The organism is Ruminococcus sp. 5_1_39BFAA (genome assembly GCF_964240875.1).
GTDB lineage: Bacteria > Bacillota > Clostridia > Lachnospirales > Lachnospiraceae > Blautia_A.
On record NZ_CAXSVO010000007.1, the window covers coordinates 103,727 to 128,127 of the forward strand.

Below are 24,401 nucleotides of genomic sequence, written 5' to 3' on the forward strand. Positions count from 1 at the left end.
TTGCGGCGCACGTTTCGATTCATCTTACGCGTCTTTCTTTGCTTTCAGGTTTTTCTGCGCGGTGGAAAGCATCAGTTTGATCCTGTTCAACTGGTTTACCTCGCTTGCACCCGGATCATAGTCAATGGCAACAATGTTTGCCTCCGGATGGGAGCGGCGGATCTCCTTGATAACACCTTTTCCCACAATATGGTTCGGCAGACAACCAAATGGCTGGATGCAGACGATATTGGGCACGCCGTCGTGGATCAGCTCCATCATTTCTCCTGTTAAGAACCAGCCTTCACCAGTCTGGTTTCCTGTAGAAACGATTGGGGAAGCCATCTCTGCCAGATCACGGATATCAGCGGTAGGATGGAAATGGCGGCTTTCTTTTAACGCCTGATTTGCGGTTCCCCGAACCCACTCAATCGCCTTAATCCCCATATTACCCATAAAGGCTTTGGACTTCTTAAAGCCAAGGTTATCGACTTTGAAATTCTGATTGTAAAAGCAGTAGCACATGAAATCGATCAGATCAGGCACAACAGGCTCTGCCCCTTCTGCTTCAAGAAGGTCTGCCAGGTGGTTGTTGGCAGCGGGAAGGAATTTTACAAGAATCTCTCCCACGATTCCTACACGGGGCTTTTTCTCATCGCTGATGAGGATAGTGTCAAAATCATGAACCATCTCCCGGCACATTTTTTTGAACTGGCTGTGGCTTAAGGAGCTTCCGGAAACAAAAGCGATCACTCGCTGTTCCCAAATCTTATGCTTGCGGTTCACGATTCCTTTTTCTAATTCATAGGGCCGCATCCGGTAGATACACTTCATAAGAATATCCCCAAATACAGCAGCATATACAACCGCCTTTACAAGGGGGAAAGTAAGCTTGAATCCAGGATTGCTCTCCAGTCCGCTTAAGTTAGCTGAGATCACAGGAACCTGCTCCATATCCGCTTTCTTCAGCGCTCGGCGGATAAATGCAATATAGTTGGAAGCACGGCAGCCTCCGCCGGTCTGTGACATGATGACCGCAGTTTTGTCCAGGTCATATTTTCCGGACAGCAGCGCATCCATGATCTGTCCCACCACGATCAGGGAGGGGTAGCAGGCATCGTTATTTACATATTTCAGACCCACATCCACAGCGTGCTTGTTATCATTAGGCAGGACTTCAAGATGATATCCATTGGCATTAAAGGCTGCCTGCAGCAGGGAAAAATGCACCGGGGACATCTGCGGGCAAAGGATGGTGTAATCCTTGCGCATCTCCTTGGTAAAGCTGGCCTTTTCTATAGAAGAAGGCTCTATGGACCTTGCTTTTTTCCGGGCGTCCTTAGCGCGGAGGGCAGCCAGCAGAGACCTGACACGGATACGTGCTGCGCCAAGGTTGTTTACCTCATCAATTTTCAGACAGGTATAAATCTTTTCGCTGCGGTCCAGAATCTCATAGACTTCATCGGTGGTAACGGCGTCAAGTCCGCAGCCAAAGGAGTTCAACTGGATCAGGTCAAGATTTTCCCGGGTCTTAACGTAGTTTGCTGCAGCATAAAGGCGGGAATGATACATCCACTGGTCATTGACACGGATAGGACGCTCAATGGGAACTAGATGGGAAACGGAATCCTCCGTCAGCACCGCAACGCCGTAGCTGTTGATCAGATCCGGGATACCGTGATGGATCTCCGGGTCAATATGGTAAGGACGTCCGGCAAGCACGATTCCCCGGCGGCCTGTTTCATCCAGATATTTCAGGGTTTCCTCGCCCTTTTTCTCAATATCTTTATGTACGGCAGTCATTTCCACCCAGCCCTTGTGAGCTGCAGCCTTCACCTCATCGGCAGGAAGATCCGGGAAAATCTCAAGGAGACGTTTTGTGGCAATCTCCTCAGATGTCAGCGCCAGGAACGGATTCATAAACGTGATGGACGGGTCATGAAGCTCATCCACATTGTTTTTGATGTTTTCCGCATAGGAGGTGACAATGGGGCAGTTATAATGGTTTACTGCATCCGGGAATTCGTTCCGCTCATAGGGGATACAGGGGTAGAAAATAAATTTCACGCCTTTTCTGAGAAGCCACGTTACATGTCCGTGGGCCAGCTTTGCAGGATAGCATTCCGACTCACTGGGGATGGATTCAATACCAAGCTCGTAAATCTTTCTGGTAGAGGTAGGGGAAAGCACAACCTCATATTTCAGCTCTGTAAAGAAGGTGTACCAGAAAGGATAATTCTCGAACATATTCAGTACACGGGGAATCCCAACCTTTCCGCGGGTGGCTTCATCCGGTGAAAGCGGCTGGTAGGAAAAAATCCGTTTATACTTATATTCATAAAGATTCGGGATATGATCCTTGTTTTTCTCCTTACCGATACCGCGCTCGCAGCGGTTTCCGCTGACAAACTGGCGTCCGCCTGTGAATTTGTTTATGGTGAGACGGCAGTTGTTGGTACATCCGTGGCAGTTTGCCATGGAGGTAGTATATTTGAGGGCATTGATCTTTTCAATGGAAAGCATGGTGGTTTCTGTGCCTTCGGTGTAACGCTCCCTGGCAATGAGGGCAGCACCGAACGCGCCCATGATTCCCGCAATATCGGGACGGATGGCTTCACAGTCCGCGATCCGCTCAAAGCTTCGGAGAACCGCATCGTTATAGAAGGTACCGCCCTGTACTACAATGTGCTTGCCAAGCTCTGTGGCATCGGAAACCTTGATAACCTTATACAACGCATTTTTGATAACAGAATAAGCAAGACCTGCTGAGATATCGGATACCTCAGCTCCCTCCTTCTGTGCCTGCTTTACCTTGGAATTCATAAATACGGTACAGCGTGTGCCAAGATCAATGGGATGCTGTGCAAAAAGGGCAGCCTTGGCAAAATCCTGAACCGAATAATTCAGGGATTTGGCAAAGGTCTCAATAAAGGAACCACAGCCTGAGGAGCAGGCTTCGTTAAGCTGTACGCTGTCCACGGTCTGATTTTTGATCTTGATACATTTCATATCCTGGCCGCCGATGTCCAGGATACAGTCTACCTCCGGATCAAAGAAAGCAGCGGCGTAGTAATGGGAAACCGTTTCCACCTCTCCCTCGTCCAGGATCAGGGCAGCCTTGATCAGCGCCTCGCCGTAGCCTGTGGAGCAGGAGTAGGCGATCTTTGCATCCTTTGGAAGAATGCTGTAAATCTCCTGGATGGAGCGGATGGCAGTCTTTAAAGGGCTTCCGTTGTTATTGCTGTAGAAGGAATAAAGCAAGGTTCCGTCCTCGCCGACAACCGCGGTCTTCGTAGTGGTGGAGCCTGCATCGATACCTAAATAGCAGTTTCCTTTGTATGTAGAAAGATCGCCTTTTTTTACCTGGTAAGCATTCTGGCGTTCATGAAAAGCTTCATAGTCCTCCTGTGTCGCAAAAAGAGGCTCCATACGTTCCACCTCGAAGTCCATATGGATGGAACCCTGCAGGCGGTTCTTTAATTCCGTCAGGGAAACCGTCACCTCATCTTTTGCATTCATGGCAGAACCCATAGCTGCAAAAAGGTGGGAATTCTCCGGTACAATGGCGTGCTCGTCGTCAAGCTTCAGGGTGCGGATAAATGCCTGTTTCAGCTCTGAAAGAAAGTGAAGAGGACCGCCCAGGAATGCAACATGACCGCGGATCGGTTTTCCGCAGGCAAGGCCGGAGATCGTCTGGTTTACAACTGCCTGGAAAATAGAAGCAGACAGGTCTTCCTTTGTGGCACCGTCATTGATCAGGGGCTGGATGTCAGTCTTTGCAAATACACCGCAGCGGGCCGCAATGGGGTAGAGTGCCTTATAATTTTTGGCATATTCATTCAGACCGGTTGCGTCTGTCTGAAGAAGAGATGCCATCTGGTCAATAAAAGAACCGGTACCGCCTGCGCAGATACCGTTCATACGCTGCTCAATATTACCGCCCTCAAAGTATATGATCTTGGCATCCTCACCTCCAAGCTCAATGGCAACATCAGTCTGAGGTGCGATCTTCTGCAGGGCAGTAGAAACAGAAATAACCTCCTGGACGAAGGGGATTTCAAGATGATTGGCAAGAGTCAGACCACCGGAGCCTGTAATGACAGGATGAAGAGTCAGCTCGCCAAGCTTGTCGTAGGCTTTTTGGAGCAGATCAGCCAGTGTTTCCTGAATGTTGGCGAAATGGCGTTCGTAATCTGCAAAAAGCAGGTTTTCGTTTTCGTCAAGAATTGCGATCTTGACAGTGGTGGAACCAATGTCAATTCCCAATGTGTGTTTAGTCATAAAAATAAAATTTGCCTCCTCGTTACTGTACTTCTATAAGTAGTCTTATGTTATTCGTAAAAGAATTAACTCCAATAAGTGAAATCCCTGCGTATTCTTTCTTATTAAATGTACGGCAGGGACATTCTATAATATTATACGATAAGGCGCAACAAATGGCAATGTAAAAGTTTAACAATGATTCCGGGCTTTACAGTTGAAATTTCAGTTATTTCAAGCTATAATCATCTTTATTGTAAGGAAAAGGAATTAATTAAGGAAAGGAATGTGCAAATGGCAGAATATAAAATTCTGAAGACAGAAGGACGGGCGAAAAGAGCAGAATTTCATACCGTCCACGGAACGATCCAGACTCCTGTTTTTATGAATGTAGGTACTGTGGGAGCTATCAAGGGTGCTGTTTCCACAATGGATTTAAAAGAAATCGGAACCCAGGTGGAGCTGTCCAATACGTATCATCTCCATGTGCGGACCGGCGACAAGCTGATCAAAGAATTCGGCGGTCTTCACAAATTCATGGTATGGGACAGGCCCATCCTGACAGATTCCGGCGGCTTCCAGGTGTTTTCCCTGGCAGGTCTGCGGAAAATAAAGGAAGAAGGTGTCTATTTCCAGTCCCATATTGACGGTCATAAGATTTTTATGGGACCTGAGGAGAGTATGCAGATCCAGTCAAATCTGGGGTCCACCATCGCCATGGCATTCGACGAATGTCCCAGCAGCGTAGCAGACAGAGATTATGTACAAAATTCGGTAGACCGCACGACGAGATGGCTTGTGCGCTGCAAGGAGGAGATGGCAAGGCTGAACAGCCTGCCGGATACGGTGAACCGGGAACAGCTTTTATTCGGCATCAACCAGGGTGCCGTCTACGAGGATATCCGAAAAGCCCACGCAGATACCATTTCTCAGCTTGACCTGGACGGCTATGCCGTTGGAGGTCTGGCAGTAGGCGAAACACACGCGGAGATGTACCGGATCCTGGACGAGGTGGTACCTCACCTTCCTCAGAACAAGCCCACCTATCTGATGGGAGTTGGAACTCCCGCAAACATCCTGGAGGGCGTGGAACGGGGAATCGATTTCTTTGACTGTGTATATCCCAGCAGAAACGGCCGCCACGGACACGTCTATACAAACCACGGAAAGATGAACCTTTTCAACGCAAAATACGAGCTGGATCACCGTCCCATCGAGGAGGGCTGCCAGTGCCCGGCCTGCCGCCATTACAGCAGAGCTTATATCCGTCATCTCCTGAAAGCAAAAGAAATGCTGGGCATGAGACTGTGTGTTCTTCATAATCTCTACTTTTATAACCACATGATGGAAGAGATCCGCGACGCTCTGGACAGCGGAAATTTTGCAGCATACAAAAAAATGCGTCTGGAAGGCTTCGAGGAAGGCAAAATTAACGGGAATCGGTAAAAAATAGGCAAAACTACTTGATGAAACCACTTTTTTTGTGTATGATATACTACAACGCTCTGAAAAACCAGTATATGGCAGAGAGAATTATTTCGAGTAAGATACAGGAGGAATTTTAAATGGACGCAGCAAGCGGAATGAGTATGGGATTTACCATCGTATGGCTGGTAGTTCTTTTCGGAATCATGTATTTTCTGATGGTAAGACCGCAGAAAAAAGAGCAGAAAAGAGTTCAGACCATGCTGAGCAGCATGGAAGTAGGTGACAGCGTAGTTACCACAAGCGGCTTCTACGGAGTCATCATCGACATGACCGAAGAGGACGTGATCGTAGAGTTCGGCAACAACAAAAACTGCCGAATCCCCATGAGAAAACAAGCAATCGCCGAGGTAGAAAAAGCAGAACAGGCTTCTGCTTAAGTAAAAAGGATGTCGCAGTTGCGGCATCCTTTTTTGAACTATAAAAAGTATAGTCTTTCCTGATATTTCCATTCCACACATCCTACCTCTCGTGTGAAACAATCCCACAAAAATCCCACACGATCCCTCGTGTGAAGAGCGGGCCAACAGGGGGAGCGCGAGGGGGCATGCGGCCTTCGCTCTCCGAGCTTGCCCCCTCGCATACCTCGCATAACAGTTTTTTACTTTAATAGGTTGAAATCTCCGAAAAAGTGCGTTATTATAATAACAATATCCAATTGTAGAAAAGAGAGCGAGGAAATTATTATGAATTACAACATCTCACTGATTCCCGGCGATGGAATAGGCCCGGAAATTGTGACAGAAGCAAAAAAAGTTCTTGACAAAGTATGCGAAAAATACGACCATACCTTTACATACTCCGAGCTGCTGCTGGGCGGCGCATCCATCGATGCCCATGGAGTTCCTCTCACCGAGGAAACCATTGCCGCAGCAAAAGCTTCAGACGCTGTCCTGATGGGCTCCATCGGCGGTGATGCAAAAACCTCACCCTGGTATAAACTGGAGCCGTCCAAACGCCCGGAAGCCGGACTTCTGGGAATCCGCAAGGCGCTGAACCTGTTCGCTAACTTAAGACCAGCATATTTATATAATGAATTGAGAAATGCTTGTCCTCTGCGCGATGAGATCATCGGCGACGGCTTTGACATGATCATTGTCCGTGAACTGACAGGCGGTCTCTATTTCGGCGAAAGAAAAACAATCGAAGAGGATGGCGTTAAAATAGCAATTGATACCCTGACTTATAATGAAAACGAGATCCGCAGAATCGCCATCAAAGCCTTTGACATTGCTATGAAGCGCCGCAAAAAGGTGACCAGTGTAGACAAAGCAAATGTTCTGGATTCCTCCAGACTGTGGAGAAAGGTAGTCGAAGAAGTAGCAAAAGACTACCCGGAAGTAACCCTGGAACACATGCTGGTCGACAACTGTGCAATGCAGCTTGTCCGCGACCCGAAGCAGTTTGACGTGATCCTCACAGAGAATATGTTCGGAGATATCTTATCCGATGAGGCAAGCATGGTAACCGGATCCATCGGAATGCTGTCCTCCGCAAGCTTAAACGAGACAAAATTCGGTCTCTATGAGCCAAGCCACGGCTCCGCACCGGACATCGCAGGACAGAATAAGGCAAACCCAATCGCTACGATCTTATCAGCAGCCATGATGCTCCGCTTCTCCTTAGACCTTGACAAAGAGGCAGACGCAGTGGAAGCCGCTGTACAGAAGGTACTGACAGACGGCTACCGTACAGGCGATATTATGTCCGAAGGCTGTAAGCTGGTGGGAACAAAAGAGATGGGCGATTTGATCGCAGAGGCGATTTAATTTTTTCAAAAATTCTAAACGATGTTATAATTGTTCATAGAAATACAATATCCATTTTATTTTATGGTTTATAAAAAGAGAGGAAATCAATCATGAAAAGCGATGCAGTAAAAAAGGGTTCCCAGCAGGCACCTCACCGTTCCCTGTTCAATGCCCTTGGAATGACAAAAGAAGAGATGGAACGTCCCCTTGTAGGAATCGTAAGTTCATATAATGAAATCGTACCGGGTCACATGAACCTGGATAAAATTGTAGCAGCCGTAAAACAAGGCGTAGCCATGGCAGGAGGAACACCTGTTGTATTCCCGGCTATTGCTGTATGTGACGGAATCGCCATGGGACATATCGGAATGAAATACTCCCTGGTAACACGTGACCTGATCGCAGATTCCACAGAAGCCATGGCACTGGCACATCAGTTTGACGCCCTTGTTATGGTGCCAAACTGCGATAAAAACGTACCCGGTCTTCTCATGGCAGCAGCAAGGATCAATGTACCTACCGTATTCGTAAGCGGTGGCCCCATGATGGCAGGTCATATTCACGGACACAAAACCAGCCTTTCCAGCATGTTTGAGGCAGTAGGCTCCTATGCGGCAGGAACGATCTCCGAAGAAGAGCTGACCGAATTTGAAAACAAAGCCTGCCCCACCTGCGGTTCCTGTTCCGGTATGTATACCGCTAACAGTATGAACTGTCTGACTGAAGCACTTGGTATGGGACTTGGCGGAAACGGAACCATTCCCGCTGTATATTCCCAGCGTATCCGCCTTGCAAAGCACGCCGGAATGCAGGTTATGGAAATGTACAGAAGAAATATTCGCCCAAGAGACATCATGACAAAAGAGGCTATTATGAACGCCCTGACCGTAGATATGGCTCTCGGATGTTCAACAAACAGTATGCTCCATCTTCCGGCAATCGCTCATGAGATCGGTTGGGATTTCGATATCAGCTTTGCAAACGAAGTCAGTGCAAAAACACCAAACCTGTGTCATCTTGCACCGGCAGGCCCAACATATATGGAAGACCTGAACGAAGCAGGCGGTGTTTACGCCGTTATGAACGAGTTAAATAAAAAAGGACTTCTCAACACAGAATGTATAACCGTTACAGGAAAAACAGTGGGCGAAAACATTGAAGGATGTGTGAATCTGAATCCTGAGGTTATCCGACCGATCGACAATCCATACAGCCAGACAGGAGGCCTTGCGGTATTAAAAGGAAATCTTGCTCCGGACGGCGGCGTAGTAAAACGTTCCGCAGTGGTGGAGGAGATGATGGTACACGAAGGACCTGCAAGAGTCTTTGACTGCGAGGAAGATGCAATCGAAGCCATCAAGGGCGGAAAGATCGTAGCCGGAGACGTAGTGGTCATCCGCTATGAAGGACCGAAAGGCGGACCTGGCATGAGAGAAATGCTGAATCCTACCTCTGCCATTGCAGGTATGGGTCTTGGCTCTTCCGTAGCTTTGATCACAGACGGCCGTTTCAGCGGTGCATCCAGAGGAGCATCCATCGGACACGTTTCTCCTGAGGCAGCCGTAGGCGGACCGATCGCGCTGATCGAGGAAGGCGATATCATCAGCATCAATATTCCGGAGCTGAAGCTGGAAGTGAAGGTTTCCGATGAAGAGATGCAGGCGAGAAAAGCAAAATGGCAGCCAAGAGAGCCTAGGGTAACCACAGGATATCTGAGCAGATATGCGTCTATGGTTACATCCGGAAATCGCGGCGCTATTCTGGAAATACCAAAAGGAGGTCGTTAAATTGCAGCTTACAGGTGCAGAAATTATTATAGAATGTCTGTTAGAGCAGGGAGTTGATACCGTATTCGGATATCCGGGAGGAGCCATTCTGAATGTTTACGATGCTCTTTATAAATACAGCGATAAAATTAATCATGTGCTGACGTCTCACGAGCAGGGAGCTTCCCATGCGGCAGACGGCTATGCACGGGCTACGGGAAAGGTGGGAGTGTGCCTTGCAACCTCCGGTCCCGGTGCTACCAACCTTGTTACGGGAATTGCCACCGCGTGTATGGATTCCGTTCCGGTGGTAGCAATTACCTGCAATGTGGGAACAGCCCTTTTGGGAAAGGATTCCTTTCAGGAGGTTGACATTGCAGGAATCGTAATGCCTGTTACAAAGCACAGCTATATTGTAAAAGACGTGACAAAGCTTGCGGAAACCATCCGTAAGGCATTTTCTATTTCAAAAAGCGGTCGCCCGGGTCCTGTCCTTGTGGATGTGCCAAAGGATGTCACTGGGGCAAAATGTGAATATATCCGTCACAGCATCACGGCAGTAGAGCCAAAAGCAGATACCATCCGTCAGGAGGATATCAAAACTGCTGTGGAAATGATCAAAGCGGCAGAAAAACCGTTTATTTTCGTAGGCGGAGGCGCAGTGATCGCCAACGCGTCCGAGGAAGTAAGGGAGCTTGCACACAGGATCCAGGCTCCGGTATGCGACAGTCTTATGGGGAAAGGAGCATTTTCCGGCGAGGATGAGCTGTATACAGGACCTGTGGGAATGCACGGGAGCAAAACATCAAACTACGCCATGTGCGAGTGCGACCTGCTGATCACGCTCGGCGCACGTTTCAGTGACCGTGTGACAGGCGACACCAGCACCTTTGCATCCCAGGCAAAGATCCTGCAGATTGATGTAGATGCAGCAGAGATCAATAAAAACGTTACCGTAGATGCCTCAGTGATCGGAGATTTAAGAGAGGTACTGAAGCTTCTGCTTGAAGCAGTTCCGGCAAAGGAACATCCGGAATGGGTAGAGCATATTGAAACATTAAAGGAAAAATATCCGTTAAATTACGACCACAGCCAGCTTACAGGTCCTTACGTGATCGAGAAGCTTTATGAGCTTACTGGCGGCGATGCCATTATTTCCACGGATGTGGGACAGCATCAGATGTGGGCAGCACAGTATTTTAAGTTCAAAAGTCCCAGAACCTTCCTGACTTCAGGCGGTCTTGGAACCATGGGCTACGGCCTTGGCGCTGCTATTGGAGCAAAAATGGGATGCCCGGATAAAACTGTGGTAAATATTGCAGGCGACGGCTGCTTCCGTATGAACATGAATGAGATCGCAACAGCCGTGCGCTGCGGCAAACCGCTTGTGCAGATCATTTTGAACAACCATGTTCTTGGCATGGTGCGTCAGTGGCAGACTTTGTTCTATGGACAGAGATATTCCCAGACCATTCTGAATGACAGTGTGGATTTCGTGAAGGTTTCCGAGGCAATGGGTGCAAGGGCGATCCGTGTCACCAAGCTGGAAGAGGTGGAGCCTGCATTAAAAGAGGCCTTAAGTGCTGACGGCCCGGTTGTGCTGGATTGCTGGATCGACCAGGATTTAAGCGTTTATCCGATGGTTCCGGCGGGGGCTAATCTTGATGATGTATTTGACGAGGAGGATATGAAAAAAGATGAGCAGAGTGTATAATTTTTCGGCGGGTCCGGCTGTTCTGCCGGAAGAGGTACTGAAAGAGGTTGCTGCTGAAATGATGGATTACAACGGAACAGGCATGTCTGTGATGGAAATGAGCCACAGAAGCGCAGCATTCCAGGAAATCATTGACACTGCAGAGCAGGATCTCCGTGACCTGATGAACATTCCGGATAACTATAAGGTATTGTTCCTGCAGGGAGGAGCATCCCAGCAATTTGCCATGATTCCCATGAATTTGATGAAAAACAAGGTTGCGGATTATATCGTAACAGGACAGTGGGCAAAGAAAGCATACCAGGAAGCACAGAAATATGGCAAAGCAAACAAGATTGCCTCTTCCGAGGATAAGACCTTTTCCTATATTCCGGACTGCAGCGATTTACCGATAAGCCCGGATGCGGATTATGTTTATATTTGCGAAAACAATACCATTTATGGTACTAAGTTTAAAAAGCTTCCTGATACAAAGGGCAAGACCCTGGTTGCAGATGTCTCCTCCTGCTTCCTGTCTGAGCCTGTAGATGTGAGCAAATACGGCATTATTTACGGCGGTGTTCAGAAAAATATCGGACCGGCAGGTATGGTGATTGTGATCATCCGCGAGGATCTGATCACAGAGGATGTTCTTCCGGGAACTCCAACCATGCTCACTTATAAGACCCACTCGGACGCAGGTTCCCTTTACAACACCCCCAATGCATACTGCATCTATGTATGCGGCAAGGTATTTAAATGGCTGAAGGCAATGGGCGGTCTGGAGGAAATGAAGAAACGTAATGAGGAAAAAGCAAAAATCCTTTATGATTTCCTGGATTCCAGTAAGCTCTTTAAAGGAACCGTGGTTCCGGAGGACCGCTCTCTTATGAACGTGCCTTTTGTGACAGGCGATAAGGAAATGGATGCAAAATTTGTAAAAGAGGCGGCAGCAGCAGGATTTGTAAACTTAAAGGGACACAGATCCGTTGGCGGCATGCGCGCAAGTATTTACAATGCAATGCCGAAAGCAGGAGTGGAAGCTCTTGTAGCCTTCATGAAAAAATTCGAGGAGGAAAACGCATAATGTATCAGTATCATTGCCTGAACCCCATTGCTGAAAAGGGACTTGATATTTTTGACAACAATTACAGAAGCTCTGACACTTTGGACAACTGCGATGCGGTTTTAGTCAGAAGTGCGAAGATGCACGATATGGAGCTTCCTGAGAGCGTTGCAGCCATTGCACGCGCAGGAGCCGGAGTAAACAATATTCCCATTAAGGAATGCGCAGAAAAAGGAATCGTAGTATTCAATACACCGGGTGCCAATGCAAACGGCGTAAAGGAGCTTGTTTTAGCAGGAATGCTGCTGGCTTCCCGAGATATCGTAGGCGGTATCGAGTGGGTACAGCAGGAAAAGGACAGAGCAGATATCGATAAGCTTGCCGAAAAGCAGAAAAAACAGTTTGCAGGCTGTGAGATCATGGGCAAGAAGCTTGGAATCATCGGCCTGGGAGCAATCGGAAGCATGGTGGCAAATGCAGCGGCTGGCCTTGGCATGGAGGTATATGGCTATGACCCTTATATTTCCATTGATGCAGCATGGAATTTGTCACGTACCATTAAGCACAGCAAAACTCTGGATGAAATTTACACACAGTGCGACTATATCACTATTCATGTCCCGCTTATGGACGCCACACAGAAGATGATCAACAAAGAAGCCTTCAGTAAAATGAAGGACGGCGTGGTGCTTTTAAACTTTGCCCGCGATCTTCTGGTGAATGAGGAGGATTTGATCGAAGCCCTGGAAGCCGGTAAGGTAAAGAAATACGTAACCGATTTTGCTAATCCGACAGTGGCAGGCAGAGAGGGAATCCTGGTAACCCCTCACCTTGGCGCTTCCACTGAGGAGTCAGAAGAGAACTGCGCGGTCATGGCAGTAAAAGAGCTGCGGGATTTCCTGGAGAACGGAAATATCAAAAACTCCGTCAACTTCCCTAACTGTGATATGGGAACCTGCGTGGCAGTGGGCAGAATCGCACTTACCCACAAAAATATCCCTAATATGATCAGCCAGGTAACGAAAATCCTGGGCAGTGAAGGCTTAAATATCGCAGACATGACAAATAAGAGCAAGGGCGAGTACGCATATACGCTGATCGACCTGGAAAGCGCCGCATCTCAGCAGGCGTTGGACGCTCTGCAGGCAATCGAAGGCATGTCTAAAGTACGTGTGATCAAATAAGGCGGATTATATTTTCAAAAGAGATTTGGCGCAAAACCTTAGTGCCAAATCTCTTTTTCTATTTGTTGAAAATCTGTATCAAAATTGATTATAATAAAGCCATGAAAAAGAGAGTGATTGGCCAATCATACCTCTGAAAAGAGAAAGAACGAACAATAAAAGAAGAAGGAAAAAGAGGTGTGAATTTATGAAAGAAAAAGTACAGTTATTCGGCAGATTTTTAAGCGGAATGGTAATGCCAAACATCGGTGCCTTTATTGCATGGGGACTGATCACCGCATTATTTATGGAAACAGGCTGGTGTCCAAATGAAAGAATAGCCCAGTTTATCAGTCCCATGTCATCCATGCTTCTCCCGCTGCTCATTGCATATACAGGCGGAAATGTAGTGGCAGGACAGCGAGGCGGCGTAATTGGTGCCATTGCGACCATGGGTGTTATCGTAGGTTCCGATGTGCCTATGTTCATCGGCGCTATGATCGTAGGTCCCCTGTCTGCATGGGTGATCAAGAAATTCGACAAATTCATGGAGAATAAGGTAAAAGCCGGATTTGAAATGCTGGTAAACAACTTCTCCGTTGGTATCATTGGTGCCATCCTTGCGATTGCTGCAATGTATGGCGTTACACCACTTGTAACAGTATTAAACAACGCTATGGAGGCAGGTGTGGGATTCTTCGTAGATCACGGCTTACTGCCACTGACAAGTGTTTTCATTGAGCCGGCAAAGGTTCTGTTCTTAAACAACGCAATCAACCATGGCATCCTGTCACCAATGGGAATCAAACAGGTTGAGGAAGCCGGAAAATCTATTTTCTTCCTTCTGGAAGCAAATCCGGGACCGGGACTTGGTATTCTGTTAGCTTACTGTGTTGCCGGAAAGGGAAGTGCAAAAAGCTCTGCACCGGGAGCAGCGATCATCCATTTCCTGGGCGGTATCCATGAGATCTACTTCCCATATATCCTGATGAATCCGCTTCTGATCCTGGCTACCATAGCCGGCGGCGCAGTGGGTGTATTCACCTTCAACCTGATGGGCGTTGGTCTTACCGCTCCGGCATCACCGGGAAGCATCCTGGCAATCATGATGATGGCAGAACGTCACAGCTATGTTGGCCTGATCCTGGGCGTGCTCCTGGCAACAGTCGTATCCTTTGTAGTGGCAATCCCGATCCTGAAATTCATGGGTAAGGATGCAAGCCTTGAGGAAGCACAGCAGAAGAAGGATTCTATGAAAAAACAGGCAAAAGGCATTGTGGAGAGTGAAGCCCCGAAAGCAGCAACTGCAGGTAAAGTAAAGAAGATCGCATTCGCATGTGATGCAGGAATGGGATCCAGTGCAATGGGCGCTACGGTTCTGAAAAAGAAAATCGCAGCAGCTGGCATTGAGGGTATCGAGGTTATCCATACTCCTGTATCCTCCATCCCACAGGATGTCCAGGTGGTAGTGACCCACGAGGAGCTTGGGGAAAGAGCTGCCCACAGCAATCCAAACGCACAGTTGATCCTGATCACAAACTTCCTGGCAGCACCTCAGTATGAGGAGTTAGTGGAGCAGTTAAAGAAACAGTGAGAATAGCGCAAAGCAAAAAATGAACAGTTACGCTTGCGGCAGAACTGTGAAAATGATATGATATGAGTGTCGGAAACAGGGTAGATTCTGTTTCCGGCACTTCTTACTATTTGTAAAAGGAAAAGGTGAGAAAAATGGAATTTACACCGCGGACAAAGCAGATCCTGGGGGTTATGCTGAAAGAGGACCAGAACATATCCGTAAAGAACCTTGCGGAAAAAGTGGGGGTCAGTAAGCGTACCGTACAGAGAGAACTGGAATATATCGACATGAGCCTGAAACCATATCAGATACAGTTTATGTCAAAAACAGGAGTGGGCATTTGGCTGGAAGGAAGCGCTGAAGAAAAGGCCAGACTTTTGGCAGACCTGCAAAGCGGAGACGCTTATGATGTGAGCAACCGGGAAGAGCGAAGAAAAAGGCTGATCCTGGAAATCCTGAAGGACAAAGGACTGAAAAAACTGTTTTATTACAGCAGTAAATTCAAGGTCAGTGAAGCTACTGTCAGCACGGATCTGGAGGCTGTGGAGGAATGGCTGAATAAATACGAACTACATGTGATCCGTAAGCCGGGCAGCGGTGTAGCCATTGAGGGAAGCGAAGAAAGCTATCGAAAAGCAATAAAAGCTTTTATTAATGAAAATATAGATACCAGGCTTTTGCAGGAAGCTTATGAGTTTGAATCGGACAGCCTGGAAGGGCTTGCAAAAAGCAATCTGGGACAGATTCTCAATGATGATGTCCTGAAGCGGGTCATCAACTGCATTCTCTGTATGGAGGATGACAGGATCATGAACCTGACGGAAAACTCCTATACAGGTCTTGTGATCCACATTTCCATTGCCATCAATAGGATCCTGAAAAATGAGATCATTGAGAAAGATGCCAGATGGAGCGAGGAGATGCCCAGAGATGGGGAATACTCCCTGGCGCTGTGTATTGCCCAGGAGCTGGAGGAGGAATTTGATATCCGGATCCCACCTGTGGAGGTTGCCTATATCTGCCTTCATTTAAAAGGGGCAAAGCATGAAAAGATCCAGTGGGATGAAAAAAAGACAGCTCTGCCGGAAAGCCGTGAGATGCAGCGCATGATCAATGAAATGATCGATGCTTTTGATCAGGAAAAGGCGTATCTGCTGAAGCTGGATGATGAGTTTATCCAGGGTCTGTTGGCGCACCTTCAGCCTACCTTTATCCGCATCACCCACAATATGAATATCAGTAATCCCGTTTTAGAAGATATTAAGAGGGACTGCCCGGAGGTATTTGAGAAGTGTCAGCGGGTGGCAGAGGTAATGGGAAAATGGATCGGAAAGGAAATACCGGAGGCGGAAACAGGTTACCTTGCCGTTCATTTCGGAGCTGCCGTGGTCCGTATGGAAAATCGGAATGAAAAATTCAGGAAGGTCTGCGTTGGCGTTGTGTGCTCCAGCGGTATCGGGATTTCCAGACTGATGTCCTCCAAGCTTGAAAAGGCATTTAAGGAGAGGGTGATCATAAAATGCTATGGAAAAAATGATATCACTCCTTATATCGCAGGAAAAACCGACTTTTTTGTGGCCAGTATTCCCATTGATCCGTTGGATACGCCTGCAGTTTTTGTCAATCCGCTGCTCAGTGATTCCGATATGGAGCAGGTGAGAAAACTGGTATATAAATATGAGCGGACACCGGAAAAGAAAAAAGAAGAGACAAGCTTTTCCACACAGTTGGAAGAAATCAATCTGGTGGCGGCTCAGATCAACGCAGTTATTAAATATATGGAATTTTTCAAGGTAGATAATTATATTACCTTTGATGAGCTTCTCATTGCAATCGGTGAAAAGTTGTCTCCTTACCGGGACATGGGGGAGATGATCCAGGAGGATCTAAGGCGCAGGGAAAGGATCGCCAGCCAGGTTTTTGCGGAGTTTGGCTTTGCGCTGCTTCATACCAGGACAAAAGGGGTGATCCGACCGGGATTTACCGTCTGTATGACAAAGGATCTGGGGCCGTTTTTGAATCCGTATTTTAAACAGATCCGGGCTGTTTTTATCATGCTGGTACCGGATGACGGCAATGTTAAGATCAATACGGAAATTATGGGTCATATCAGTTCCATTCTGGCTGAGGACGACCATTTTCTCAATACCGTATGCAAGGGAGACAAAGAAGAAATTCGAAAAGAATTGTCTGCCCATTTAAAAAAGTTTTTCAGCAAATATCTTTCCAGGATACAGTAGGGAAAGCTGATCATTCGTTCCCAGAAGTGACCGGAAAGTTCAGACCCTATGAGAGGGACTTACTACAGAAACGGGAAGGAAGAGTTACATATGAAAAATCCTCTGCATTATCAGTTGACAGAATGCGATTGCGGTCCCACTACCATGATGAACGCGATCAGCTATCTTTTTGACAGGGAGGACATACCTCCGGAAATTATCAGAAATATTATGCTTTACTGTCTGGACTGCTACGGCGAGGAGGGAGAGCCTGGAAAGCATGGTACCTCCAGAATGGCGATGCTGTTTTTAAGCAACTGGATCAATCAGTTCGGTAAGCTGGGACGCCTGTCTGTTAAGACAAAATATCTTGCAGGAAAATGTGTGTATCTTGGGAGTGGAAGCTACATAAACGATGCACTCCACAGAGGCGGCGTGGTGGTACTCAGGCTGATTTATGAGGTGGAGCACTATGTGCTTTTGACGGAGGAAAAGGATGGTCTCCTCTATATGTTTGATCCCTTTTATGAGGAGGAGCCATACGATGAGCCGGACATTGTGATGGTGACAGACCAGCCCTTCCGGTATAACAGGATCGTTCCGGAGAAATATTTTAACTGCGAAGGGAACACCACCTATTCTCTTGGCCCGGAGGAGGACAGAGAGGCAGTGCTTCTTTTTAATAAAGAAACAGAACTTGTTGCGGAAAAGACGATTGAATATTTCATTTAGCAGATTACTTCTGAAGGGATTTGGCGCTATCGGATGGCGCCAAATCCCTTTTTCTTTGAGTTGAAAAATACATGGCAATGGCACTATAATAAAACCATCAAGAGGAACGAAAACAAAATCAAAAAGGTTATAAAGAAGAATCAAGGAGGATATGATATGTTTTTCAAAAAGAAAAAAGAGGAGCCAGTACAGCAGGAGAAAAAACAGCTTTTATACCGTGAGAACATTCAGGTAGGATGTAAGGCAGACACACAGGAGAACGTCATCAGAAAAGTAGGACAGATGCTGGTAGATACAGGATATGTAGATCAGCCTTACGTGGAGGCAATGATCGAGAGAGAGAAATCTTTTTCCACATATATGGGAAATGAGCTGGCGCTTCCGCACGGTGTAGAGGCAGCCAAGAAAGAGATCAAGGCATCAGGAATCGCAGTGATGGTTTTCCCGGAGGGAACCCAGTGGGGAAAAGAAATTGTTAAGATTGTTATAGGAATCGCCGGCGTTGGAGAGGAACACCTGGAAATCCTGGGCGTGATCGCAGATAAAATGCTTGCAGCGGATTCCGTAGAGAAGATTGTAAATGGAGATGTAGACACGGTTTACAATATGCTTTCCGGTAATTAAAGGAGGAAACGAAAAATGATTGTCACAGTAACCATGAATCCTGCCATTGATAAAACGGTGGAGATCACCGAAATGCAGCATGGCGGATTGAACAGGATAAAAACAGTGGAGTACGATGCCGGCGGTAAAGGAATCAACGTTTCCAAAACCATCCGGGAGCTTGGCGGAACTACCGTAGCAGTAGGCTTTCTGGGCGGCAATAACGGAAGAACCATTGCAAATGTCCTGGAGGAGAAAGAGATCAAGAGTGATTTTGTCTGGGTAGACGGAGAGACAAGAACCAATACAAAGGTTTTTGAGGAAAACGGCACTGTTACCGAATTAAACGAGCCCGGCCCGGTGATCACAGAGGAAGCAGTAGAGAAGCTGATGGAAAAGCTTGAGAGCTATGCGGGTGAAAATACCATGTTTGTCCTTGCCGGAAGCATCCCGGCAGGCGTATCAAAGGATATTTACGGAGAGATTACCCGCAGGGTTCACGAAAAAGGCTCCATGGTGCTGATGGATGCGGACGGTGAGCTGTTTAAGAGAGCTTTGGAGGCAGGCCCGGATATCATCAAACCGAACCGTGTGGAGCTGGAGGAGTTTGCAGGAATGGATTACCGTGCATCCGATGAAGAGCTTTTGGGAATCGCACGGAAATTCATGGAAAAGGGAATTCAGACCATCGCCGTATCTATGGGAAAAAGCGGCGCCATGATCATCAGCGGAGACTATCAGGTAAAATGTCCGGCACTTTCTGTAAAAGCCCATTCCACCGTAGGCGCAGGTGACGCTATGGTAGCAGCACTGGCATATTCCTGGGACAAAGGACTTGATAAAGAGGAAATGGTAAAAATGTGTATGGCTGTTTCAGCCGGAGCTGTTACCACAGTGGGTACAAAACCGCCTTCCAGAGAAGTAGTTGACACCTTAAAGGAACAGGTTGTGATCGAAACACTTTAAATGTTGCCTGGTGAAAATAATAGCTGTCAGAGGGACAGCAGGATTCTAATATGAAAGGGAGAGAAATCATGAAGACAAAAGCAGTCAGATTATATGGAACAAGAGACCTTCGTCTGGAGGAGTTTGAATTACCGGAAATCAAGGATGACGAGATTCTGGTAAAGGTTATGAGCGACAGTATCTGCATGTCCACCTACAAGCTGGCAGAGCAGGGCAAAAAGCATAAAAGAGCACCTCAGAATATTGACACCAACCCTGTTATCATTGGCCATGAATTTGCAGGTGTTATCGTAGAAGTAGGTGAAAAATGGAAGGATCAGTTTAAACCGGGCATGAAATTTGCACAGCAGCCGGCGCTGAACTACAAGGGAAGCCTTGCATCTCCCGGATATTCCTATGAGTTTTTCGGCGGAGCCTGCACCTACTGCATCATTCCTCACGAGGTAATGGAGCTTGGCTGTCTGATGCCGTATGACGGCGACAGCTTCTTCGAAGCATCTCTTGGAGAGCCAATGAGCTGCTGCATCGGCGGATATCACGGAAATTATCACACCAATAAGAGAAACCACGACCTTGCAGGCGGCACAAAGGCAGATGGAAATATCCTGGTTGCAGGCGGCTGCGGACCGATGGGTCTTGGTATGATCAGCTACGGAATCCAGTTTGAGAACCGTCCGAAACGTATTGTTGTAACTGACATTGACGATGCAAAGCTGGCAAGAGCAGCAGAGGTGATCACACCGGAGAAGGCAGCAGAGAACGGCGTTGAGCTGATCTATGTAAACACTGCAAAAATGGAAGATCCGGTTGCAGGTCTGATGGCTATCACAGACGGACATGGCTATGACGATGTTTTTGTAATGCTTCCTATCAAACCAGTTGTGGAAATGTGCGATAAGATCCTGGCATTTGACGGCTGCATGAACTTCTTTGCAGGCCCGACAGACAACCAGTTTAGCGCAGAGATCAATATGTACAATGTTCACTACACCAGCTCCCATATCCTGGGAACCACCGGAGGAAACAACGATGACCTGATCGAGGCAAATACTCTGGCAGCAGCAGGAAAAATTGAGCCGGCTGTTATGGTAACACATGTAGGCGGAATTGACAGTATTGTGGACGCAACCTTAAACCTGCCTAAGATTCCGGGAGGCAAGAAACTGACCTATACCCAGTTTGATATGCCGCTGACCGCAATCGAGGATTTCGAGGAGCTTGGAAAAACAGACCCGTTGTTTGCAAAGCTTGACGCAGCATGCAAGAAAAACAGAGGATTATGGAGTGCAGAGGCAGAAAAAATCCTGTTTGAGCACTTTGGAGTAGAAGCATAAGGAGAACCTATAATAATTATAATCGGGAGGAAAATCATATGGTATCCAAAAAAGTTACAGTAACAAATGAATCCGGTCTTCACGCAAGACCAGCAGGAGTATTAGCAAAAGAGGCAGGAAAATGCCATTCAAATGTAACCATTAAAACAGGTGACAGAACCGTTCAGTGCAAGAGCATCCTGAACATTATGGCAGCCGCTATCAAATGCGGAACAGAAATCGAAGTTTGCTGCGATGGTGAGAATGAGGCAGAAGATCTGGCTAAGATCGTTGCTTTGATCGAGAGCGGACTTGGAGAATAATCACAGGTAACACACATATTCATATATTCATTCTTAAATAACCTTCATGGAAAAAGCACCGGAGTTTTGAAAGCACCGGTGCTTTTTCTCAATTGTTGCTTATCGTCCGCAGGCTGCAATGAAATCCAGAACCTCCTGCCTTTCCGGCATAACGCGGAGAGCGCCCTTTCTGGTGGTGATGAGAGAAGCAGCAGCATTTGCAAAGGTCATCATCTCCAGCAGGTTTTCACTGGTCAGACCCTCAAGGCCATGCTCCAGCACATAGTTCAGGATGCTTGCGCAGAAGGTGTCTCCGGCACCGGTTGTCTCAATGGTGTTTTCCTGAAGGAATGGAGCGCATTCTACACGCAGGTCTTTATAATATGCGCGGCTGCCGTCCTTACCCATGGTGATCAGTACCAGGGGAATGTTGTATTTTTCACGGATGAGAGCTGCACCTTTGTCATAGTCAGTGGTACCGAAAAGGAATTCCACCTCGTTGTCAGAGATTTTCAGTACGTCACATTTTGTCAAGCCGTATTCAATTTCTGTTTTTGCGTCATCCAGAGATTTCCAGAGAGGCGGACGCAGGTTCGGGTCAAAGGTGATGATACATCCTGCTTCTTTGGCTGCATCCAGTGCGTAGCGGGTAGCTTCTCTGACTCCCTCGTGGGTGGAGGAGAGAGTACCAAAATGGAAAATGCGGGAATTCTGGATCAGTTCCAGAGAAACCTCGTCTTTTGTAAGCATCATATCAGCGCCGGGATTGCGGTAAAATGAGAAATCCCGGTCGCCGTCCGGGTAGGTGTGAACAAAGGCGAGAGTGGTGTGAACCTCCTCGTCCATGACCAGGTTGCGTGTGTCAATTCCTACTTCCTCTACAGCAGCTTTTAACTGATTGCCAAACATATCTTTACCTACTTTTCCAATAAAAGCAGTTTTTTTGCCCAGACGCTCCAGCATAGCCAGCACGTTACAGGGAGCACCGCCGGGATTTGCCTCCAGAAGAGGGTTGCCCTGGGAACTGGTTCCGTTCTCAGTAAAATCAATCAACAGTTCGCCTATGGCGGTTACATCGAACAATTTGCTTTCCATATAAAAAATCCTCCTTTAGAAAACTTGATGCGTTTTTCTCTTAACAACAATTTATCCCAGACAAAGAAGTTTGTCAAACAAATTCCTTTATTTTTCTAAATAAAGATGGTAAAATGAAAAAAGATACTTTTATAATAAAAGAATTGAATCCTTATGCCGCAAAATGTGCGGGGAAAGAGAGTTAATTATGAATGAAAAGATTTATGAATATATGGACTGGCCCAGAATTGAAGGAATTATTTACGGAGAGGAGACATCCCCAAAGGATGTGATGGGCCCCAGGCTGACACCGGACGGCGTTCTGGTTCAGGGCTTTTTCCCGGAAGCACAGTCGGCAGAGGTTTTGGTTGGCAAAAAGGCATATGCCATGGAGCTGGAGGATGAGGCAGGATATTTTGCAGCTCTGATTCCGGCAAGGAAGATTCCGGCATACCGGTTCCGTGTTAAGTTTGATGACAGGACAGCGGAGTTTTATGACGCCTATGCCTTTCCTGGGCTTATGACGGAGGCTGAGGAGCGGGCTTTTTGCGCGGGGGTGTATTATCAGGCATATGAAAAGCTGGGAGCACATCCGGCAGTGGTGAATGGCGTTTCCGGAACATATTTTTCCGTGTGGGCGCCAAATGCTCTGCGTGTCAGTGTTGTCGGACCTTTTAATAATTGGGACGGCAGATATCTGGCTATGCACAGGATGCCTATGTCCGGTATTTTTGAATTGTTTGTACCCGGTGTGTCCGCAGGAACTGTTTATAAATACGAGATCAGGGTAAAGGGAGGAGCTGTCTGTCTGAAGGAAGATCCTTACGGAAACAAAACAGAGTTGCCGCCGTCCTTTGCCAGCGTGGTTGAGGATATTAAGAGCTTTGAGTGGCATGACCAGAAATGGATGAAGGAGCGGGAAAAATATTCTGACCGTTGTCAGCCCATGTCAATTTATGAGACAAGCCTGACAAAATGGAAATCCGGTGAGGAGCTGGTGCGTTTTGCATCAGAGATGGGATACACCCATGTGGAGCTTCATCCGGTGATGGAATATATGGAGGATGGAACAGACGGATATCCCACCGCAGCATATTTTGCTCCTACTGCAAGATTCGGGACACCGGAGGATTTCCAGAAGCTGGTGGATGGGCTTCACCAGGCGGGCGTGGGTGTGATCCTGGATTGGAGTCCTGCGCAGTTCCCACGGTTTGAGGGCGGATTGGAGAAGTTTGACGGTACTCCGCTTTATGAGGTGCAGGATCCTTCTGCTGCTGTGCATCCCATGTGGGGTACCATGCTTTACAATTATGAAAGTCCCATGGTCAAGGATTTCCTTATTTCCAATGCCTGCTTCTGGCTGGAGGTTTATCATGCAGACGGTCTTCGCATGGATGACGTGGACGCCATGCTTTATCTGGACTATGGAAGAAGAAACGGAGAATGGACACCGAATATGTTCGGCTCCAATGAAAACCTTCATGCCATGGAGTTTTTAAAACACTTAAATTCTATCGTGACAAAAAGAAATCCTGGCGCAATCCTGATCGCCCAGGAGGATGGGTTGTGGCCTCAGCTTACGGACAGTGTGGAGAACGACCACATAGGCTTTGGGTATAAATGGAGCGGCGGCTGGACAAAGGATTTTCTGTCCTATCTTTCCGTGGATCCAATTGAGAGAAAGCATTATCATGACCAGCTTACTCTTTCCTCGCTGTATGCTTATTCTGAGTACTATGTGCTGACTCTGGGGCAGCGTGATGTGGGAAATCTGGCTGACTTTATGGAAAAGCTTCCGGGAGATGAGAAGCAGAAGGCGGCTCAGGTGAGAGAAGCCTATGCCTATATGATGCTTCATCCGGGATGCAAGATGATGGCTCCGGATGCGGGGATGCCGTTCGGTCTGAAGGCGTGCATTCAGGATCTGAATGAAATTTATAAAGCACATTCGGCGCTTTATGAGAAGGATGATTCCTACGATGGTTTTGAGTGGGTACAGCTTATGAAGTATGAGGAAAATGTGCTTGTCTTCCTGAGAAAGACGGAGAAGCCGGAGGATACGCTTCTTGCGGTATGTAATTTTGCGGCTGTTCCCTATGAAGATTACCAGACAGGTGTACCGTTTGCAGGAAAGTATAAAGAAATCTTCAACAGCGATGCAAGGAAATACGGCGGTGAAGGCATCGTGAATCTTCGTGTGAAGACGGCAAAAAATGCAACCTGCGATGAACGGGATCATTCCATCAGGCTGAAGGTGCCTGCCCTGGGTGTTTCCATTTTCACCTGTACGCCGATGGAAGAGAAAGCTGTGGTGAAAAAATCCACTGCAGGAAAGAAGGATGCCGAACCAAAGAAATCTGCTGCAAAAAAGAAAAAAGGGGCAGATAATAAATAATTATAAAAACTGCTTGCTTTTTTTGAAAAATACGGTATAATATCATTTGTGTCGAACA

General features: G+C 47.3%; 17 protein-coding genes. 15 read left to right on the forward strand and 2 right to left on the reverse strand.

What is annotated here, in order from left to right:
* Positions 1 to 24 precede the first annotated feature (24 nt).
* Positions 25 to 4,260 (reverse strand): acyl-CoA dehydratase activase-related protein, encoded by a 4,236-nt coding sequence (locus ACESZH_RS10145; RefSeq protein WP_373215188.1) that lies wholly within the window; start codon positions 4,258 to 4,260, stop codon positions 25 to 27.
* A 273-nt stretch (positions 4,261 to 4,533) separates the two neighbouring features.
* Here ACESZH_RS10145 and tgt point away from each other — a divergent pair, with 273 nt between their 5' ends.
* The 14 genes from tgt to ACESZH_RS10215 all read left to right on the forward strand — a co-directional run bounded on the left by tgt (position 4,534) and on the right by ACESZH_RS10215 (position 20,895).
* Positions 4,534 to 5,685 carry a tRNA guanosine(34) transglycosylase Tgt gene (gene tgt / locus ACESZH_RS10150; protein WP_373215186.1) on the forward strand — a complete coding sequence of 384 codons (1,152 nt, stop codon included), beginning with the start codon at positions 4,534 to 4,536 and terminating at the stop codon, positions 5,683 to 5,685.
* A gap of 119 nt (positions 5,686 to 5,804) precedes the next feature.
* A complete protein-coding gene (gene yajC, locus ACESZH_RS10155) occupies positions 5,805 to 6,104 on the forward strand; it encodes a preprotein translocase subunit YajC (RefSeq protein ID WP_373215184.1) in 300 nt (99 codons plus the stop codon).
* Between the two features lie 306 nt (positions 6,105 to 6,410).
* Entirely contained in the window at positions 6,411 to 7,493 is a 1,083-nt protein-coding gene (gene leuB, locus ACESZH_RS10160; RefSeq protein WP_373215181.1) for a 3-isopropylmalate dehydrogenase, read from the forward strand.
* A 92-nt stretch (positions 7,494 to 7,585) separates the two neighbouring features.
* On the forward strand, positions 7,586 to 9,262 hold the full coding sequence (gene ilvD, locus ACESZH_RS10165) for a dihydroxy-acid dehydratase (RefSeq protein WP_373215178.1): 1,677 nt from the start codon (positions 7,586 to 7,588) through the stop codon (positions 9,260 to 9,262).
* A 1-nt stretch (position 9,263) separates the two neighbouring features.
* Positions 9,264 to 10,955 carry a biosynthetic-type acetolactate synthase large subunit gene (gene ilvB / locus ACESZH_RS10170; RefSeq protein WP_373215176.1) on the forward strand — a complete coding sequence of 564 codons (1,692 nt, stop codon included), beginning with the start codon at positions 9,264 to 9,266 and terminating at the stop codon, positions 10,953 to 10,955.
* On the forward strand, positions 10,939 to 12,021 hold the full coding sequence (gene serC, locus ACESZH_RS10175; protein ID WP_373215174.1) for a 3-phosphoserine/phosphohydroxythreonine transaminase: 1,083 nt from the start codon (positions 10,939 to 10,941) through the stop codon (positions 12,019 to 12,021). Before ilvB ends, serC begins: the two co-directional genes overlap by 17 nt.
* The gene (locus tag ACESZH_RS10180) at positions 12,021 to 13,184 is read left to right on the forward strand and encodes a phosphoglycerate dehydrogenase (protein ID WP_373215171.1); all 1,164 of its coding nucleotides are present in this window, start codon (positions 12,021 to 12,023) and stop codon (positions 13,182 to 13,184) included. The genes serC and ACESZH_RS10180 overlap by 1 nt, the downstream gene beginning before the upstream one ends.
* 187 nt (positions 13,185 to 13,371) lie before the next feature.
* Positions 13,372 to 14,757: a PTS mannitol transporter subunit IICB gene (locus ACESZH_RS10185; protein WP_373215169.1), complete on the forward strand. Its 1,386-nt coding sequence runs from the start codon at positions 13,372 to 13,374 to the stop codon at positions 14,755 to 14,757.
* Between the two features lie 134 nt (positions 14,758 to 14,891).
* A complete protein-coding gene (locus ACESZH_RS10190; protein WP_373215167.1) occupies positions 14,892 to 16,979 on the forward strand; it encodes a BglG family transcription antiterminator in 2,088 nt (695 codons plus the stop codon).
* A 90-nt stretch (positions 16,980 to 17,069) separates the two neighbouring features.
* Complete coding sequence (locus tag ACESZH_RS10195; RefSeq protein ID WP_373215164.1) at positions 17,070 to 17,690, forward strand: peptidase C39; 621 nt, start codon at positions 17,070 to 17,072, stop codon at positions 17,688 to 17,690.
* Positions 17,691 to 17,846: 156 nt separating this feature from the next.
* Positions 17,847 to 18,314: a PTS sugar transporter subunit IIA gene (locus ACESZH_RS10200; RefSeq protein WP_373215162.1), complete on the forward strand. Its 468-nt coding sequence runs from the start codon at positions 17,847 to 17,849 to the stop codon at positions 18,312 to 18,314.
* 15 nt (positions 18,315 to 18,329) lie between these two features.
* Positions 18,330 to 19,259, forward strand: coding sequence for a 1-phosphofructokinase (gene pfkB / locus ACESZH_RS10205; protein ID WP_373215160.1), 930 nt, complete (start codon positions 18,330 to 18,332; stop codon positions 19,257 to 19,259).
* A 68-nt stretch (positions 19,260 to 19,327) separates the two neighbouring features.
* Positions 19,328 to 20,593: a zinc-binding dehydrogenase gene (locus tag ACESZH_RS10210; protein WP_373215157.1), complete on the forward strand. Its 1,266-nt coding sequence runs from the start codon at positions 19,328 to 19,330 to the stop codon at positions 20,591 to 20,593.
* A 38-nt stretch (positions 20,594 to 20,631) separates the two neighbouring features.
* On the forward strand, positions 20,632 to 20,895 hold the full coding sequence (locus ACESZH_RS10215) for an HPr family phosphocarrier protein (RefSeq protein ID WP_373215154.1): 264 nt from the start codon (positions 20,632 to 20,634) through the stop codon (positions 20,893 to 20,895).
* Positions 20,896 to 20,994: 99 nt separating this feature from the next.
* Here the strand turns inward: ACESZH_RS10215 and ACESZH_RS10220 are convergent, their stop codons facing one another.
* Positions 20,995 to 21,969, reverse strand: a complete 975-nt coding sequence (locus ACESZH_RS10220) for a carbohydrate kinase (RefSeq protein WP_373215152.1) — start codon at positions 21,967 to 21,969, stop codon at positions 20,995 to 20,997.
* A 187-nt stretch (positions 21,970 to 22,156) separates the two neighbouring features.
* Here ACESZH_RS10220 and glgB point away from each other — a divergent pair, with 187 nt between their 5' ends.
* Complete coding sequence (gene glgB, locus ACESZH_RS10225; protein ID WP_373215150.1) at positions 22,157 to 24,343, forward strand: 1,4-alpha-glucan branching enzyme; 2,187 nt, start codon at positions 22,157 to 22,159, stop codon at positions 24,341 to 24,343.
* Positions 24,344 to 24,401 lie beyond the last annotated feature (58 nt).

What these genes read in the sequence shown, in the direction of transcription:
- ACESZH_RS10145 (WP_373215188.1), bottom strand. Translation starts at nt 4,260, where the DNA reads ATGACTAAACACACATTGGGAATTGACATTGGTTCCACCACTGTCAAG.
- tgt (WP_373215186.1), top strand. Translation starts at nt 4,534, where the DNA reads ATGGCAGAATATAAAATTCTGAAGACAGAAGGACGGGCGAAAAGAGCA.
- yajC (WP_373215184.1), top strand. Translation starts at nt 5,805, where the DNA reads ATGGACGCAGCAAGCGGAATGAGTATGGGATTTACCATCGTATGGCTG.
- leuB (WP_373215181.1), top strand. Translation starts at nt 6,411, where the DNA reads ATGAATTACAACATCTCACTGATTCCCGGCGATGGAATAGGCCCGGAA.
- ilvD (WP_373215178.1), top strand. Translation starts at nt 7,586, where the DNA reads ATGAAAAGCGATGCAGTAAAAAAGGGTTCCCAGCAGGCACCTCACCGT.
- serC (WP_373215174.1), top strand. Translation starts at nt 10,939, where the DNA reads ATGAGCAGAGTGTATAATTTTTCGGCGGGTCCGGCTGTTCTGCCGGAA.
- ACESZH_RS10180 (WP_373215171.1), top strand. Translation starts at nt 12,021, where the DNA reads ATGTATCAGTATCATTGCCTGAACCCCATTGCTGAAAAGGGACTTGAT.
- ACESZH_RS10185 (WP_373215169.1), top strand. Translation starts at nt 13,372, where the DNA reads ATGAAAGAAAAAGTACAGTTATTCGGCAGATTTTTAAGCGGAATGGTA.
- ACESZH_RS10190 (WP_373215167.1), top strand. Translation starts at nt 14,892, where the DNA reads ATGGAATTTACACCGCGGACAAAGCAGATCCTGGGGGTTATGCTGAAA.
- ACESZH_RS10195 (WP_373215164.1), top strand. Translation starts at nt 17,070, where the DNA reads ATGAAAAATCCTCTGCATTATCAGTTGACAGAATGCGATTGCGGTCCC.
- ACESZH_RS10200 (WP_373215162.1), top strand. Translation starts at nt 17,847, where the DNA reads ATGTTTTTCAAAAAGAAAAAAGAGGAGCCAGTACAGCAGGAGAAAAAA.
- pfkB (WP_373215160.1), top strand. Translation starts at nt 18,330, where the DNA reads ATGATTGTCACAGTAACCATGAATCCTGCCATTGATAAAACGGTGGAG.
- ACESZH_RS10210 (WP_373215157.1), top strand. Translation starts at nt 19,328, where the DNA reads ATGAAGACAAAAGCAGTCAGATTATATGGAACAAGAGACCTTCGTCTG.
- ACESZH_RS10215 (WP_373215154.1), top strand. Translation starts at nt 20,632, where the DNA reads ATGGTATCCAAAAAAGTTACAGTAACAAATGAATCCGGTCTTCACGCA.
- ACESZH_RS10220 (WP_373215152.1), bottom strand. Translation starts at nt 21,969, where the DNA reads ATGGAAAGCAAATTGTTCGATGTAACCGCCATAGGCGAACTGTTGATT.
- glgB (WP_373215150.1), top strand. Translation starts at nt 22,157, where the DNA reads ATGAATGAAAAGATTTATGAATATATGGACTGGCCCAGAATTGAAGGA.